The 13,649-nt window shown below is 37.8% G+C and carries 16 protein-coding genes; 1 reads left to right on the top strand and 15 read right to left on the bottom strand.

The features are described from left to right. The first annotated feature begins 120 nt into the window (after positions 1-120). Positions 121-780, top strand: coding sequence for a hypothetical protein (locus NST91_RS12330; protein ID WP_341331368.1), 660 nt, complete (start codon positions 121-123; stop codon positions 778-780). Between the two features lie 128 nt (positions 781-908). On the opposite strand, the gene NST91_RS12325 is transcribed toward NST91_RS12330, so the two are convergent. The 15 genes from NST91_RS12325 to NST91_RS12255 all read right to left on the bottom strand — a co-directional run bounded on the left by NST91_RS12325 (position 909) and on the right by NST91_RS12255 (position 13,638). Beyond that, on the bottom strand, positions 909-1,685 hold the full coding sequence (locus NST91_RS12325; RefSeq protein WP_341331367.1) for a hypothetical protein: 777 nt from the start codon (positions 1,683-1,685) through the stop codon (positions 909-911). 134 nt (positions 1,686-1,819) lie between these two features. Continuing rightward, entirely contained in the window at positions 1,820-2,170 is a 351-nt protein-coding gene (locus tag NST91_RS12320; RefSeq protein WP_341331366.1) for a DUF2178 domain-containing protein, read from the bottom strand. Beyond that, positions 2,160-2,399 carry a helix-turn-helix domain-containing protein gene (locus tag NST91_RS12315; protein ID WP_121445920.1) on the bottom strand — a complete coding sequence of 80 codons (240 nt, stop codon included), beginning with the start codon at positions 2,397-2,399 and terminating at the stop codon, positions 2,160-2,162. The genes NST91_RS12320 and NST91_RS12315 overlap by 11 nt, the downstream gene beginning before the upstream one ends. Before the next feature lie 260 nt (positions 2,400-2,659). Beyond that, positions 2,660-3,037 (bottom strand): iron chaperone, encoded by a 378-nt coding sequence (locus NST91_RS12310; RefSeq protein ID WP_341331365.1) that lies wholly within the window; start codon positions 3,035-3,037, stop codon positions 2,660-2,662. Positions 3,038-3,378: 341 nt separating this feature from the next. Continuing rightward, positions 3,379-4,410: a threonine aldolase family protein gene (locus tag NST91_RS12305; protein ID WP_341331364.1), complete on the bottom strand. Its 1,032-nt coding sequence runs from the start codon at positions 4,408-4,410 to the stop codon at positions 3,379-3,381. 18 nt (positions 4,411-4,428) lie between these two features. Next, the gene (locus tag NST91_RS12300) at positions 4,429-5,622 is read right to left on the bottom strand and encodes a cation:dicarboxylate symporter family transporter (protein WP_341331363.1); all 1,194 of its coding nucleotides are present in this window, start codon (positions 5,620-5,622) and stop codon (positions 4,429-4,431) included. Positions 5,623-6,062: 440 nt separating this feature from the next. Then, positions 6,063-6,881 (bottom strand): cobalamin-binding protein, encoded by an 819-nt coding sequence (locus NST91_RS12295; protein ID WP_341331362.1) that lies wholly within the window; start codon positions 6,879-6,881, stop codon positions 6,063-6,065. A gap of 33 nt (positions 6,882-6,914) precedes the next feature. Further along, complete coding sequence (locus NST91_RS12290) at positions 6,915-7,343, bottom strand: bifunctional adenosylcobinamide kinase/adenosylcobinamide-phosphate guanylyltransferase (RefSeq protein WP_341331361.1); 429 nt, start codon at positions 7,341-7,343, stop codon at positions 6,915-6,917. Further along, positions 7,295-7,918, bottom strand: coding sequence for a histidine phosphatase family protein (locus NST91_RS12285; RefSeq protein ID WP_341331360.1), 624 nt, complete (start codon positions 7,916-7,918; stop codon positions 7,295-7,297). The genes NST91_RS12290 and NST91_RS12285 overlap by 49 nt, the downstream gene beginning before the upstream one ends. Continuing rightward, entirely contained in the window at positions 7,870-8,628 is a 759-nt protein-coding gene (cobS, locus tag NST91_RS12280) for an adenosylcobinamide-GDP ribazoletransferase (protein ID WP_341331359.1), read from the bottom strand. Before cobS ends, NST91_RS12285 begins: the two co-directional genes overlap by 49 nt. Then, positions 8,628-9,176 (bottom strand): bifunctional adenosylcobinamide kinase/adenosylcobinamide-phosphate guanylyltransferase, encoded by a 549-nt coding sequence (locus tag NST91_RS12275; RefSeq protein WP_341331358.1) that lies wholly within the window; start codon positions 9,174-9,176, stop codon positions 8,628-8,630. The genes cobS and NST91_RS12275 overlap by 1 nt, the downstream gene beginning before the upstream one ends. Next, on the bottom strand, positions 9,176-10,258 hold the full coding sequence (gene cobD / locus NST91_RS12270; protein WP_341331357.1) for a threonine-phosphate decarboxylase CobD: 1,083 nt from the start codon (positions 10,256-10,258) through the stop codon (positions 9,176-9,178). Before cobD ends, NST91_RS12275 begins: the two co-directional genes overlap by 1 nt. Positions 10,259-10,276: 18 nt before the next feature. Next, positions 10,277-11,245 (bottom strand): adenosylcobinamide-phosphate synthase CbiB, encoded by a 969-nt coding sequence (gene cbiB / locus NST91_RS12265; protein WP_341331356.1) that lies wholly within the window; start codon positions 11,243-11,245, stop codon positions 10,277-10,279. Further along, entirely contained in the window at positions 11,245-12,753 is a 1,509-nt protein-coding gene (locus NST91_RS12260; RefSeq protein ID WP_121445910.1) for a cobyric acid synthase, read from the bottom strand. Before NST91_RS12260 ends, cbiB begins: the two co-directional genes overlap by 1 nt. Positions 12,754-13,086: 333 nt before the next feature. Beyond that, on the bottom strand, positions 13,087-13,638 hold the full coding sequence (locus NST91_RS12255; protein WP_341331355.1) for a cob(I)yrinic acid a,c-diamide adenosyltransferase: 552 nt from the start codon (positions 13,636-13,638) through the stop codon (positions 13,087-13,089). Positions 13,639-13,649: the final 11 nt, after the last annotated feature.

Here is a 13,649-nt window from a genome sequence, read left to right as displayed (position 1 = left end):
TATGGATATAACTCTAATGATATTTCTAAGCACTAGGCTCGGTACCAGAATTTAAATTTACTATCCAAAAGAGTAACCTTAAAAAAATAGGTGAAAATAGGAAAAAAGGATGTGGTCACTATGGAATCCTTTCTCTACTTCTTCCTTGCATTCAGTTATCTTTGTCTATTTGTTTGGGGGATTTTTTTAGTTAAAAAAGCAAGATTACATCTTACCAATTTACTCTTATTCGTCATTATTGGACTTATATATGATAACTTGATCATTGCGTTAGGTAGATTTATCGGTGAAGGAAAAATGCTGGAGAGTATCAGCTATGTTCGATTTTTGTTACACGCCCTGTTTACCCCCACCCTGGTTTTATTTGCATTTGGAATCTGTTTGGGGACAGAATTACCGTGGGCCAAGAAAACCTTCTGGAAGGTCTTAGCATTTCTGATGACTCTCGGGTTAATTCTTTATGAACTATTTACATCAGTAATCAATCTTGAACTTGAACCCCATTGGAAAAATGGCATATTGACCTATACAAGTGCGGGTCATTCGGGTAGTCCGATTATGGTCATTATCGTAACAATTGTTCTCGGGATTGTAGGCTTTATTTTGGCGAAGAGATTTCACTTTTATTGGCTCTTGGTTGGCACAATCGTTATGATTACAGGGGGTCTGTTAACCATCTGGGTCAAACATGAATCGATGATGAATATATTAGAACTTTTATTAATGGTCACTTTACTTATGACATGGCAATTTCAAGTCCGTTATCTACGGTCACAGTGACTCCACGAATTATGTAGATAAACATTAAAAAGGGCTTGACCCCAAGCTCATTCTGAGGGTTAGGCCCTGGAAATACTGGGGAAATATCAAACTGAACTGCTACAATAAAGTTTTTTATTTCCTTACAATTACACAGAGCATATTCCATTTGTCAACCTACATGATCGACACGTTTGTGAAACGTACTTAATATCTTCGATTAATTTCTGGAGTTCTTCCGTACTTTTCTTTTGTTCCGTTGAGCCATGCCTTGACTGCTTCTTTGTAATTTCCTTGTATGAAATCTGATTCGTATTACTCCATTTCTTCCAAGCAACTTTATCATATTTATGGTGCTGATAATACTTCCATGGATGGATACTACCTGGCGCAAAATTATACGTGCCCATGTTTACCGGATCGTTAATGATTTGACCTGTTTCAGCATTATAGACAACTTCAAAGCGACCATCTGATGATATAAACTTCACATTATAAGCGGCGTCATATTCGCTTACTTCATACCGGTGGTATCTAGCACTGAATAGCTGCCATTTGCCACATGCCACTAGTTCAATCATTTCCGCTAAAAGCTCAGGTGCCTCTCCATATCGATTCAATTCGTTCCGAAAATAATGAATCTCTTCTGTGATATAAGGAAGTTGTTTGACATGGTGATCAAATGTATCAACAAACAGATTAAATTGTTTATGTCCGTTAAGAAGCTTTTCATTTCCCACCAAATCATCCATCATTTTTGTTACGATTGCATGTGATGCAATTCCTTTAGATGAATCAAATCTATACCATTTTTTATGCTCAGATTGGATCTGATCATATTGCTCTGAGAGTTCAGTAAAGTATTCCTCCGATATAGAATCAGCCTCGACCAGTACAGGCATACTTGGATATACTAAGTCTTTCATTAGTTGAAGGTACCCAGATATCGACACTAATAACAGGAAAAAAAGAAGGAGATAAACCGTTTTTTGCAACCGAGTTTTGATAACTATGATAATTTTTCGAACCTCCTCTTATCCCGCTTTCAATCCTTCGTTCTTTAACCAATAAAATCTTTTTTATATCGTATAGCTAGATAGACTGCTGAGGCAAGGAAGGCAAGCGAATATTTAAATAAGAAGAATATTTGCCACATATATTCTTTCGGGAAAATCACGTCGCACAAAACGATTCCACTTAACATTATGAACGCACTTTTTAATTTTATTTGATTTGTTCTTTCGTCAGCTTCTCCCATTTTTTTCTGTAATACGTATGATAGAATCCCACCGACAAAAACCAATAAAAAACCGCTAACAATAAGAATGTTCCAATTACCTTGTGATTGCTCAGCCCAAGATCTTAATGGATCAAAAATTGCGTTAGATATATTTGACATATTAATTTTCATTTTGATCATTTCCTTTCTCATAAGTAAAAATATCGTTAACATCAACATTAAAAAATTCGGCAATTCGAAAAGCTAACAATAGAGTCGGAACATAATTACCTTTTTCCATTACAAAGATGGTTTGTTTGGAAACTCCAACTTTCTCTGCTAATTCTTGCTGAGACATTCTGGCGAGTACACGATATTCATACACCTTATTTGAGATCGAATCACCAAAATCTTTCTTCATGACCATCACCTCTTGAATCAAATTATAAACTTAGATTTACCAAAAGTAAAGTAAACTTATACAAAAATATAAAATGTTTATATTTTAATTTAGATTACTTTGATTTAATAAAAGCAAGAATACAAAAAACCTGACGGAAATCATGATTCCGTCAGGTTCACAGGTCGATCCGGAGTAATTTGGGGTTTGGTGGTCCAGTGGATGATAATATTCATTTTTCCTGACTTTATTTCCAGTAGGAAAACAAAATTATATCCATATTAACAATCTATATCTTCTCCGGCGCGCCACATATCAAGTGTTTTATGGATAAATTGTTCCAAGTCCGTATCTTCAACCTTTATCGATTTTTTTACGCGTATGCAGCCTTTTCCATAATTATAGCCCTCTAATAGGGATTCTGCATTTTCTACCTTATCTATTGTACCTACATAGAGGCTGACATAATGTTTTTGCGCGTTTAACGCTAAGACATAGTTGTCATCTTTACCATAATTCAACATTTTATAGCGAATCACTTCTTCTAACTCGGGTGCATAATCCAAAATCATTTCACGAATCGCGAGCAGTTTCTCTTTTCGCCAATCGTCCTCAAGTAATTCTAAATATTCATCAGAATTCTTAACATCATATTGCATATTAGAGTCTCACTCCTGCATGTTCAATTTACTGATAGTTTACAGGAAATTTGCTAACTATGCATCTTCAAGGTGTTAGGTTGCAATATCAATAAGAAAGAGACACCTCATAACCAATAAATTAGTTAAAAGATGCCCCCAAGTTTATAATCCGTATAATTTGCGATTTATCATCATGGTTGAAACTACAATCTATTTATGTGGCTTCAAAGTAACGATTTTACTGCGCTCAATTACACCGACATTATTGTACTCAATGTAGGCAAAATATGTTTTTCCATTTGCTAGATTTCTGACATGGGCACCATTGAGTTAAAATTGCAATTTTACTACGATATATTTCACTCTATTATAGTAGTTAAATATCCTAATACCTCATCTATATCCTTACTAGATATTTGATGATGTGTGACCATTCGCACCTTCTTAGGTCCTATTTTCTTTACGAGGATATTAACCGATTTCAATTTATTAACTAATTGGTCCGCATTCCAACCTTCTTTTACAATCTCAATAGATACGATGTTTGTTTGGAACTGTTCAGAAGTCAATTTAATTCCTTGAATAGCAGATAAACCATCACTTAATTTTCTTGCTAGCTGGTGGTCATTTTTCATTTGACCAGTCATTTTTGTAAGTGCGATGATCCCCGGTGCTGCAATGATTCCAGCTTGTCGCATTCCTCCGCCCAATCGTTGGCGGATTTTTTTAGCTTCTCGAATAAATGATTTTGATCCCAACAATATAGACCCTACTGGACAGCCTAATCCCTTTGTTAAACAAATTTGTACAGCATCTACATATTTACATATAACAGAAGCTTGCACGTTAAGGTAGGCAGCGGCATTAAAGAGTCTAGCGCCATCTAAGTAGATTGGAACCCCGTAAGCATTAGCCAACTCCCTTATTTCCTTCATATTTTCAAGGGGAACTACTGATCCTTCATTTAAGTTATAAGTGTTTTCCAAACAAATTAATCCCGTTTTCGCAATTTGAATACCATTAGGTTGAATCGATTCTTCTATTCCATTTAAATCGTATAGCCCCTGTTTTACAGAAACACTACGAGCTTGAACTTGTGAGAGTGCCGCTAACCCTGCTACCTCAAGATTATACAAATGTGACTCCTTCCCCATAATCACTTCTTGGCCTCTCTCTGTCATAGTCATTACTGCAACTTGGTTTGCCATGGTCCCTGAAATGGTTAGCATAGCATCCTCCATATCAAATATGGAAGATGCTAGCCTTTCTAGTTCAATTACTGTTGGATCTTCCCCAAGAATAGCATCGCCTAGTTTCGCTTTTGTTATCGCGTCCAACATTTCTTGGGTTGGCATAGTTTCAGCATCACTCCGTAAATCTATATGTTTCACTGACTTTCTCCTTTGTAATTATAATTGAATTTCGTTGTTTACCTCAGTTTGTGCAGCTTTATCTTTTCCAAAGATTTTATTCACGATCATTCCAATTGCTCCATCCCCAACTACGTTTGTAGCAGTTCCAAAACTATCCTGAATCATAAATAAAGTGAGCATCAGGCCCAATGCTGCCTCATCAAATCCAAGCGAAGACTGTAATATTCCTAACGCAGCTAGGACGGAGCCTCCTGGAACTCCTACAGCACCAACCTCGATAATTCCTAATAAAATTATAAATGTGACTACAACTCCTATTGGTGGTAATTGCCCCGTGGTCATCTGAGAAACTGTAAATGCACTAATTGTAATCGCCATTGCAGCACCAGATAAGTGGACTGTATTACATAAAGGAATGACAAAGTCGGCAATGCTTTTCTTCATATATGGTACTGTTTTGGCCTGTTTTAAAGCTACTGGTAATGTAGCCGCACTTGACATCGTTCCCAATGCTGTAAAATAAGCAGGAATCATCGCCTTGAACATTTTCCAAGGGTTGTTTCTTGAAATTACTCCAGCTACTGTGTACTCAATAAGCAACCACACAATTTGCAAGACTATAATTAGGATGAGCATTTTCCCAAAAATCCCTATACTAGAAAACAACTCTCCTTTTGCAGTAATCCCAGCGAATATACATCCAATAAAGAAAGGAAGAATTGGGAGTATTATTTTATTTATACAGAGCGTAACAATGTCTCTTAATTCACTAATTGCATTCTTAATCGTTACCCCTTTTACCACAGTACTTCCAATACCCAGGATAAAAGCAATTAATAACGCACTCATGACACTCATGATTGGAGTCATCTCAATCTCAATAAAAGGCGCTCCAATTGAAGCTGCTTCTGCCCCTGACTTTGAGTCAATTGCAAAGAGGGGAATAACAAAATAAGCGACTACTGCTCCCAATGCACACGCAATGATGGTATCAATATAGGAAATTCCAACCGTAAAACTTAATAGTCTTCCAGCCCTTTTTCCAAACTCTGAAATTGCAGCAGCGACAAACGAAATGATAATAAGAGGGATAATAAATTTTATTAATCCACCTAATAAAACCCTACCTGTTTCGGTCAATCGAATCATCCAGTCGATGTCCAACAACCCAATTCCAATACCAATCAATAAACCAAGGATTAACTTCGGAATAAGTCCTAACTTCGGCAATCGTTTTTCCTCCTTCAATATCTTTTTATATTCAGTATCAAACAGATACTATGAACCGGTTAGAAACTGTTAACCTTGTTACATATTTATAAGTCTACGAAACTAGGCCAACCAAAAGAGCTGTTGAACAGAAACTGGCTATATTACTAAAATTGGTTGTCCATTTAATAAATTATTGTATGTATGTGCTTACGCTATTATAATCAGGTGTTGATACTTTTCATAAACTTCAGATTATTCAAGTGAACAATTTACTGATGTGCAGCGTCTTTTGTGCCCATATTTGTAAATCAAATAACAGGACGGTTCAAGTGTTTTCTTATTTTTTTCTTATTGCAAATTCAGTAAATGAGTACAAAAAAAACGGAAGTCATCATAAACTTCCGCAATTTCAAAACGTTACTTATATTTGGCCTAGATAATGCATCCATCCTTAACTGTTACTTGTGGATTAACAGATCTTTCCCTTCGATAAATGGAGGAAATATAGTTGGATGTAGAATGCTTGCAATCTTGTTGAGTCCGAGCAATAATCTTGGAGATGGTCTGCAAAATAATGGTTCTTCTAAAATATACAATCGCTTATTTTGTATCGCCTGCATTTGATCTGATTGTGGACGTTTTAATATGACTTTAGGGTTCACTTTGTCTTTTTGAACACCTACCCAGATGATGCACATCACATCCGGATTTCTTCGTCTCACTTCTTCCCAATTTGTTTGTACACTCGCTTGTTCCATATCTTGAAAAATATTTCTTCCACCTGCAAGCTCACTCATTTCAGATAACCAATTTGTCGCCCCAGGTGTAAAAATCGGCTTTGCCCACCATTCCCAATAGATTGATCTCTGATTTTCTACTTGCTTCGATAAACGTTGATAGCTTTCAAGAATTTGTTTATATTTATCAAATAATTGGGTCGCTTTTTCATGCACATTTGTTGCTTTTCCAACAAAAAGTAAGCTTTCTCCCACCTCTAGCAAACTTTCTGGGTTTGGAACAATGACAAAAGGAAGGTTTCTCTTCTTCAGTTCTTCAATATTTCGTTCCATCCCAGGTACACTTAAAGATGCTAACACTAGGTCTGGCTGTAGCTCTTCTACTTTATCCATGTCGATATGTAAATCAGGACCCAATCTCGGTAATGCTTTCACCTGTTCAGGCCAATCTGAGTAATTATCTACTCCTATTAAGAATTTAGTTAATCCAAGATATTCAACTATTTCCGTATTACTTGGACAAATAGAGATGAGTCTCATGAGCGATACCTCCTTCTTACAAGCAGAAAAGATTTATTTTAATTTCTTACTTAACCCATTCCATACGTACACCACTTCATCTGACATCTTTACAGCATCCTGCGCGATCCATCCCATCACATCTCGTAGCATTCTATCATTTTTTTGAATGGGTACTATGCCACTGCCAACCTCTAGCATGACAAGCACGATCGGCATATTACGCTTTTTCTCCTCCACATCAAATGCATGAAAAAGTTGTGAATAATCACTTCGAATCTCGTTCATGCTTTTTCCATGGGCAAGTTCAGTTTCAATCCATTTTTCCCAACCTTCAACGACTAATGGTGTATTATTCTCCCATTTGATTTTCCAGTCCAATATCGAATCACCCATATATGCAGAAGTCCAACTACATGTTTCAAATTTCTCTCTCACGATTTTCCTTTTTCCTGCGAAGGCACCGCCGATAACGAGCTGCATGTCCATCCCCCCTCGTTCTTCTTAAATGTTAAACGTATGCATTGTCCATTCGGGATTGTGACTTCCCAGAACGATAGAGATGATACATATTTTGAAACAACATACCGAATCACTCCTCCATGAGTCATGATAAGAATGGTTTCATTGTGACGCGTTTGTTGAAATCGTTCATTAAAGAAGGCATCAATTCGACCACTAAATGTGTCAGTTGACTCCCCATTCGGAATTATGCCTTTCTCCCAATTGTTAAGCCAGTTCTGATACGCTTTCTGGTCTTTCAATTCGTCATATGTTTTTCCTTCCCAATCCCCAAAGTCCAATTCTCTTAATCTAGCATCTTCCGTTTCCGGTGCTGGAATATTTAATAATTTCAAAGACTCCTGACAACGTCGTAAATCACTTGTAAAAATATGGTCAAAATGTATGTGTGTCAATTCTTTTTTAAGCTTAATTAGGCCTGATTGTTCACCTCTTATAATTTCTATATCCGTATGACCTAAATACCGTTTCTCCTTATTCCAAGCTGTTATCCCATGACGAACGAGATATACAACCATGTAATCGCAAGTCCCCATAATTCTCCTCCCTCTATGGCTGTACCTAATAAATCTCCATTTGTTCCTTTAAATGTATGCTTGATCCAAGCACCAAACAAGACCATAAACACAATATATGCAGGAACTAAAAAGAAACATTCAGGAAAGATGTATAAGAGTATCCCTACAGGAATCATCGCATATAAAAAGTCAAACTGATTTACGTTTTTCTTCCACTCCCATGCTAAGCCATGTTGTTTTGCTGTAGGTAAAGAAATCATGAATATAACGGCTCCTAAACGTGAAAACGCCATGATAAAAAGAAACGAAGACAAGAGAATATCCGCTTCAATCAATGAATAAATAAAAAACGTTTTCCATGCGAGTAAAAAAAGGAGTGAAATCAGTCCAAAACTTCCTACATGTGGGTCTTTCATGATCTCCCATTTTTTCTCAAGGGGAGCGTTTGACCCCACTGCATCAGCTACATCCATCCATCCATCTAAGTGTAATCCACCAGTTATATAGACCCATAATGAAAGGATAATCAATGTCAAAAACAGGATTGGGACGTAAGGCTGCAATACCGACAACACACTTGTAATAATCGCACCTAATCCTACACCAACAAGCGGGTAACTCCTGATTGCCCATCTACTTGTCTGTTTTGTCCACGGAGATTCGATAGGAAGTGGAATTCGTGTAAGGAATTGAACAGCAAGTATAAATCCAAACATCATTTGCTTCATCAGCCTTCACCCTTCCAATACAACGGAATCCCTGCTTGAACCTGGACGGCAATGTCTGATTGCTGCACAATATTGTAATGAAGACGTTGTAAGGTATACATATAGCTTTGAACAACATCATCACTGTGTGGGATTCCCTCATTCACATCATTTGAAACAATTAGAAGGTAAAGTTGCTTTTCACGTGCTATTGATAACCAGCGGTTCACCCTTTCTTCCATCTCTTCCAACCTAAGTCCACGTTCGAACATGACATTACTTACCCATATCGTTAAACAATCTAGTAAAATCACATCACCTTTTTTAAAGTTTGACAGAATCGGTTCAAGATGAAAGGACTCTTCAATTGTATGCCACCTCTCCCCGCGATCATGTTGATGAATTCGAATCCTTTCTACCATTTCATCATCACTTTTTTTAGCGGTAGCAATGTATCGAAGAGAAATGCTATGATTTTCTTGCTTCATTTGATCAAAATACGACAGAGCTGTTTGTTCTGCAAAAAGACTTTTCCCTGATCTAGCGCCACCTGAAATAAAAATGACCATTACTCTTTTCTCCACTTTTGAAGTGCAGTAAGTAAATGTTGATTTTCTGTGTATGACCTGATGGCGATTCGAATAAATTTTCCATTAAGTCCTTTAAAGTTGTGAGTATGTCGCGTCAGGATTCCATTCTCCAATAAAAAGTAATAAAGTTCATCTGTTCGATTTGGAGATTTTTTATCCTGCAATAGATAAAAGTTTACTAGTGATGGTGAAACGTAGTAGTCTAATTTTTTTAAGCAACTAAATACATACCGAGATTCCCCATGTAACCAAACTTTTGTTTTGTCAACAAAAGTTCGGTCTTCAAGTAATCTCGGAACGACTGCATCAACTAAGGAGTTAATGCTCCAAGGAATTTGTTCGTTTTTCAACGCATGTATGACAGTTGGGTGAGCCATTATATATCCGATTCGAAGCCCAGGAACTGTATACATTTTAGTTAAAGAACGTAAAATGATTAGATTGGGGTATGCCGATAACCAAGACGTAAGGGATGCAATGGTAGTTGGTAAAAAATCGACAAAAGCTTCATCCACTACTACATATGTATCCTTTTTCTTCCCAATTTCTAATAAAAGTTGCAAATCTTCTTCTGGTATAACCGTTCCAGTTGGATTATTTGGACGACAAAGAAACAGAACATCTTTTTCAGCAAATCTATCTTGAATCAATTGGACTGGTAGTGTATAACCACTTTCATCATCAACTATCAGATCCTCCACATCAATATGGTAATGTGTACAGGCACGCTCATATTCCAAAAAGGTAGGATGGGCTATGAGCGCCTTTCCTTTTTCGAAATACTTTGCCACTAAAAAAATGGCCTCTGCTCCCCCATTTGTTACTAAGACCATGTCTTGGTCTATTCCTTCATGCTCCGCGATTGCAGCGCTCGCTTTCGAATACGTTGGATCTGGATAACGGGTTATGGTCTCATACTGTTGATGTAAAGCATCTGATAACCAAGTAGGCGGCCCCATAGGATTTAGGTTCGCGCTAAAATCGATTAATGATTTATCTTCCTTCATATGTAATAGTTTTTTAATTGTTTCAGGTTGTCCCCCATGATTTGGCCATTTCATCATTTCACCTCATTTACACTATTTAACTAGCAGGAGTAAGCTTACACCACATATAAAGAATACGATCCACCCTCCATGCATATATCGAATTGTTTTTTCGATATCAGAGCTCACCATCTTTCGTAACGGGGCTCCCATTTGTGCACGTACTGATTTTCTACCTTGATAATAATTGATCCCGCCTAACTGAATTCCGAGTAATCCTGCCACCATTGCCTCTGACCACCCGCTATTTGGACTCGGGTGTTTTCTTGCATCTCTCCATGTTGTTTTCCATCCATTTCTATAATTAGACCCTTTAATAAAATAAGCGGCTAACCACATTGAGAGGGCTGTTAGTCTCGCAGGAATCCAATTGACTAGATCATCAAGTCTAGCTGAAGCCCACCCAAATTGATTAAATCGTTCATTTTTATGTCCAACCATCGAATCTAACGTGTTAATCGCACGGTACACCATCACAAGTGGTGCCCCTCCTATGAATGCCCAAAATAAGGGTGCTGTTATCCCATCAACGGTATTCTCCGCAACCGTTTCAACCGTTCCTCTGACAATTTCATTCTCTGGTAAATGTTCCGTATCTCGTCCGACAATCATACTTAGCTTGTCTCTCGCTTCCGTAATATTCCCATTCTCTATAGGAACGAGGACTTCTTTAGCAGCAGCCGAAAGACCTTTGATCGCAATCGTGGTTGAAATCAAATAAATTTGTATGAATATTCCAGCGAATGGATGCAATTGATAAGCGAGATAAACAAGGGATAAGGTAAGGAAAAAAACGAGTAGAATAACAGTTCCGCACAAGCAAATACCTTTCCAAACTCTTCCTTTTCCTCTATTCCAGCTCTTTTCTAGGTATGTGATCAATTTTCCAATTAACACAACAGGATGGGGAAACCACCTTGGGTCACCAATTAACAAATCTAATACAATTGCAGCGAATAAAATCGTGCAGAACATAATTGTGGGTTCCTGTACCATTCCCATCATTTCAATTCCTTTTGATAGTCTGTTATCAATTTATTTATTTGATCTAACTGGATATTTTCTCTCACAACGTTGGCTAATACATCAAACCCTTCTTCTCTTTTTTTGGAGAAAGAGGCTCGATTCTTAATTGGCTCTAGCCCTTTCTTCACCCTGATTTCATTTAGAAAGACCTCACGAAATAAATCATTATGGAAAATACCATGAAAGTACGTCCCGATTATTTGTTTGTCCTTCGTTATCGTTCCTTCCCATCTGTCAGCTAATTGAACAAAATGATCACATTCATTTTCAAAAGATGATTGTCCCATATGAATTTCATAACCTGAAACTGGAATGCGTTCCTCACCAAACTGCGCAATTCCTTCTGAATGAACGGTTGTCTTCTGTGTGGTCATCGAGGTTTTCATTGGAATCAGACCGAGTCCTTCAACACAACTATGCGTTGATTCAACTTCATGTTCATCTACAATAAGCGTTCCTAGCATTTGGTACCCACCGCAAATGCCGACAACTGTAGTTCTTTTTTGTACTAAATCCAATATCCGATTAGCTAGACCTGTACTGTGTAAGCTCATCAAATCCTCAATTGTATTTTTACTTCCTGGTAAAATCAGTACATCTGGATTTCGAACGTCTTCAATCGTTTTAACAAAGCGAACATGACAATCCTTTTCCTCAAAAAAAGGATCGATATCCGTAAAATTCGATATCATCGGATGACATATGACCGCAATATCAATTTCTTTTGACTCATCCGGTTTCGAAGTATACGTATTTAACACGAGTGAATCCTCTGCTTCAATTAAGAGGTTATCGATATATGGAACAACCCCTAGAATAGGCACACCCGTATATTCCTCAAACCACGTTAACCCAGGCTGTAATAGCGAAACATCCCCTCTAAATTTATTAATAATGACACCGATAACCCTTTTTCGATCCTGAGGCTCAAGAAGCTGTAATGTTCCTACTAAACTAGCAAAGACTCCACCCTTGTCAATATCCCCAACGAGTATTACAGGTGCATTCGCTATCCGTGCAACTCGCATATTCACAAGCTCCCGGTCATTTAAATTAATCTCTGCAGGGCTACCCGCTCCTTCTATCACAATCCGCTCATAGCTTTTGGACAATGTATCATACACTTCTCGAATCACTTGTAAACCTTGTTGAAAAAATTCCTCGCGATATTCTCCAGCTTTCATATTCTTAAATGGCTTACCGTGAACAACAATTTGTGATTCATAGTTTCCATTTGGCTTAATTAATATCGGATTCATATCTGTTGTTGCTACGATTCGTGCAGCTTCAGCTTGAACACCTTGTGCACGCCCGATTTCTTTTCCATCGACCGTAATATACGAATTCAATGCCATATTTTGCGATTTAAAAGGGGCTGTTTTATAACCATCCTGAACAAATATCCGGCAAAGAGCGGTAACAATTGCACTCTTTCCAGCATCTGAATGAGTACCTTGAATCATTAACGGTACAGCTCTATTCATATGTGTGAACTCCTTTTCTTTTGGGGTTCTTGACATTATCAAATGCGCCTTGGCGTATTTGCGCCCGATTTTTAGGCCCACACGATGTGGGTCATAAAGACGTTGCCACAGGATGTGGCGCTCTTAGTCTTTAATCTTACCGCTCGAAAAGCCACCTCTGAAAAATCGTGGCATCCGCCGGAGTCTTTAGGCCAATACGATGTTGGTCACTCAGACGTTGCCACAGGACGTGGCATTCTTAGTCTGAGTTCCTTAATTTCAGCCGGGGTTTGAACCCCCACTGAATTTGATATTTTTTTGCATGCATCCCCACGGGACTTCTGCTGAATAAAGTTAAAATTCAATACCTTTTACGGCTGGTATGCCTTCATCATAATAATGCTTTTCCACTTCAACAACTGAAACAAGATCGGCGATTTCACGTATTTCTCGTTTGGCATCTCTTCCAGTAATAACGAGATGAACATGTGGCGGTTTATTTTTTATTACATCTACCACTTCGTTTAGTGGTAACACATCATCAATTGGAAAGGTATCAATTGCTAATGCATTGTTTAATTCATCTAGTATGATCAAATCAGATTCACCGCTCATGACAGCTTCCTTAGCCTTTAACCATCCGGTCCTTAATGCTTCGCGATGTTCTTCTGGGGTCTTTGTCCAAGTAAATCCAATACCAAGTTGCTCCATCACAACTCCAAGCTTACTTAAGGCAATTTGTTCACCATATGAACGTTCAGGTGATTTAATAAATTGATAGATTTTTACACTTAACCCTCTGCCAACCGCTCGAACTGTTAGACCTAGAGCTGCTGTTGTCTTCCCTTTACCGTGACCCGTGTATACAAGTGTTAATCCCTTTTTCTTATCGTTAGCTTGTTTCATATAAACCTCCT

It is taken from the genome of Ferdinandcohnia sp. FSL W7-1320, assembly GCF_038050315.1.
GTDB classification, from domain to species: Bacteria; Bacillota; Bacilli; order Bacillales; family Bacillaceae_L; genus Ferdinandcohnia; species Ferdinandcohnia aciditolerans.
This window is presented reverse-complemented; position numbering and strand designations above follow the sequence as displayed.

Excerpts from the sequence above, each read along its gene's own strand:
- NST91_RS12310 (WP_341331365.1), bottom strand. The coding sequence starts at position 3,037 with ATGCAATATGATGTTAAGAATTCTGATGAATATTTAGAATTACTTGAG.
- cobD (WP_341331357.1), bottom strand. The coding sequence starts at position 10,258 with ATGAAATGGCCAAATCATGGGGGACAACCTGAAACAATTAAAAAACTA.
- NST91_RS12330 (WP_341331368.1), top strand. The coding sequence starts at position 121 with ATGGAATCCTTTCTCTACTTCTTCCTTGCATTCAGTTATCTTTGTCTA.
- NST91_RS12275 (WP_341331358.1), bottom strand. The coding sequence starts at position 9,176 with ATGGTCATTTTTATTTCAGGTGGCGCTAGATCAGGGAAAAGTCTTTTT.
- NST91_RS12260 (WP_121445910.1), bottom strand. The coding sequence starts at position 12,753 with ATGAATAGAGCTGTACCGTTAATGATTCAAGGTACTCATTCAGATGCT.
- NST91_RS12320 (WP_341331366.1), bottom strand. The coding sequence starts at position 2,170 with ATGAAAATTAATATGTCAAATATATCTAACGCAATTTTTGATCCATTA.
- NST91_RS12255 (WP_341331355.1), bottom strand. The coding sequence starts at position 13,638 with ATGAAACAAGCTAACGATAAGAAAAAGGGATTAACACTTGTATACACG.
- NST91_RS12315 (WP_121445920.1), bottom strand. The coding sequence starts at position 2,399 with ATGAAGAAAGATTTTGGTGATTCGATCTCAAATAAGGTGTATGAATAT.
- NST91_RS12290 (WP_341331361.1), bottom strand. The coding sequence starts at position 7,343 with ATGCAGCTCGTTATCGGCGGTGCCTTCGCAGGAAAAAGGAAAATCGTG.
- NST91_RS12295 (WP_341331362.1), bottom strand. The coding sequence starts at position 6,881 with ATGAGACTCATCTCTATTTGTCCAAGTAATACGGAAATAGTTGAATAT.
- NST91_RS12285 (WP_341331360.1), bottom strand. The coding sequence starts at position 7,918 with ATGGGGACTTGCGATTACATGGTTGTATATCTCGTTCGTCATGGGATA.
- NST91_RS12325 (WP_341331367.1), bottom strand. The coding sequence starts at position 1,685 with ATGAAAGACTTAGTATATCCAAGTATGCCTGTACTGGTCGAGGCTGAT.
- cbiB (WP_341331356.1), bottom strand. The coding sequence starts at position 11,245 with ATGGGAATGGTACAGGAACCCACAATTATGTTCTGCACGATTTTATTC.
- cobS (WP_341331359.1), bottom strand. The coding sequence starts at position 8,628 with ATGAAGCAAATGATGTTTGGATTTATACTTGCTGTTCAATTCCTTACA.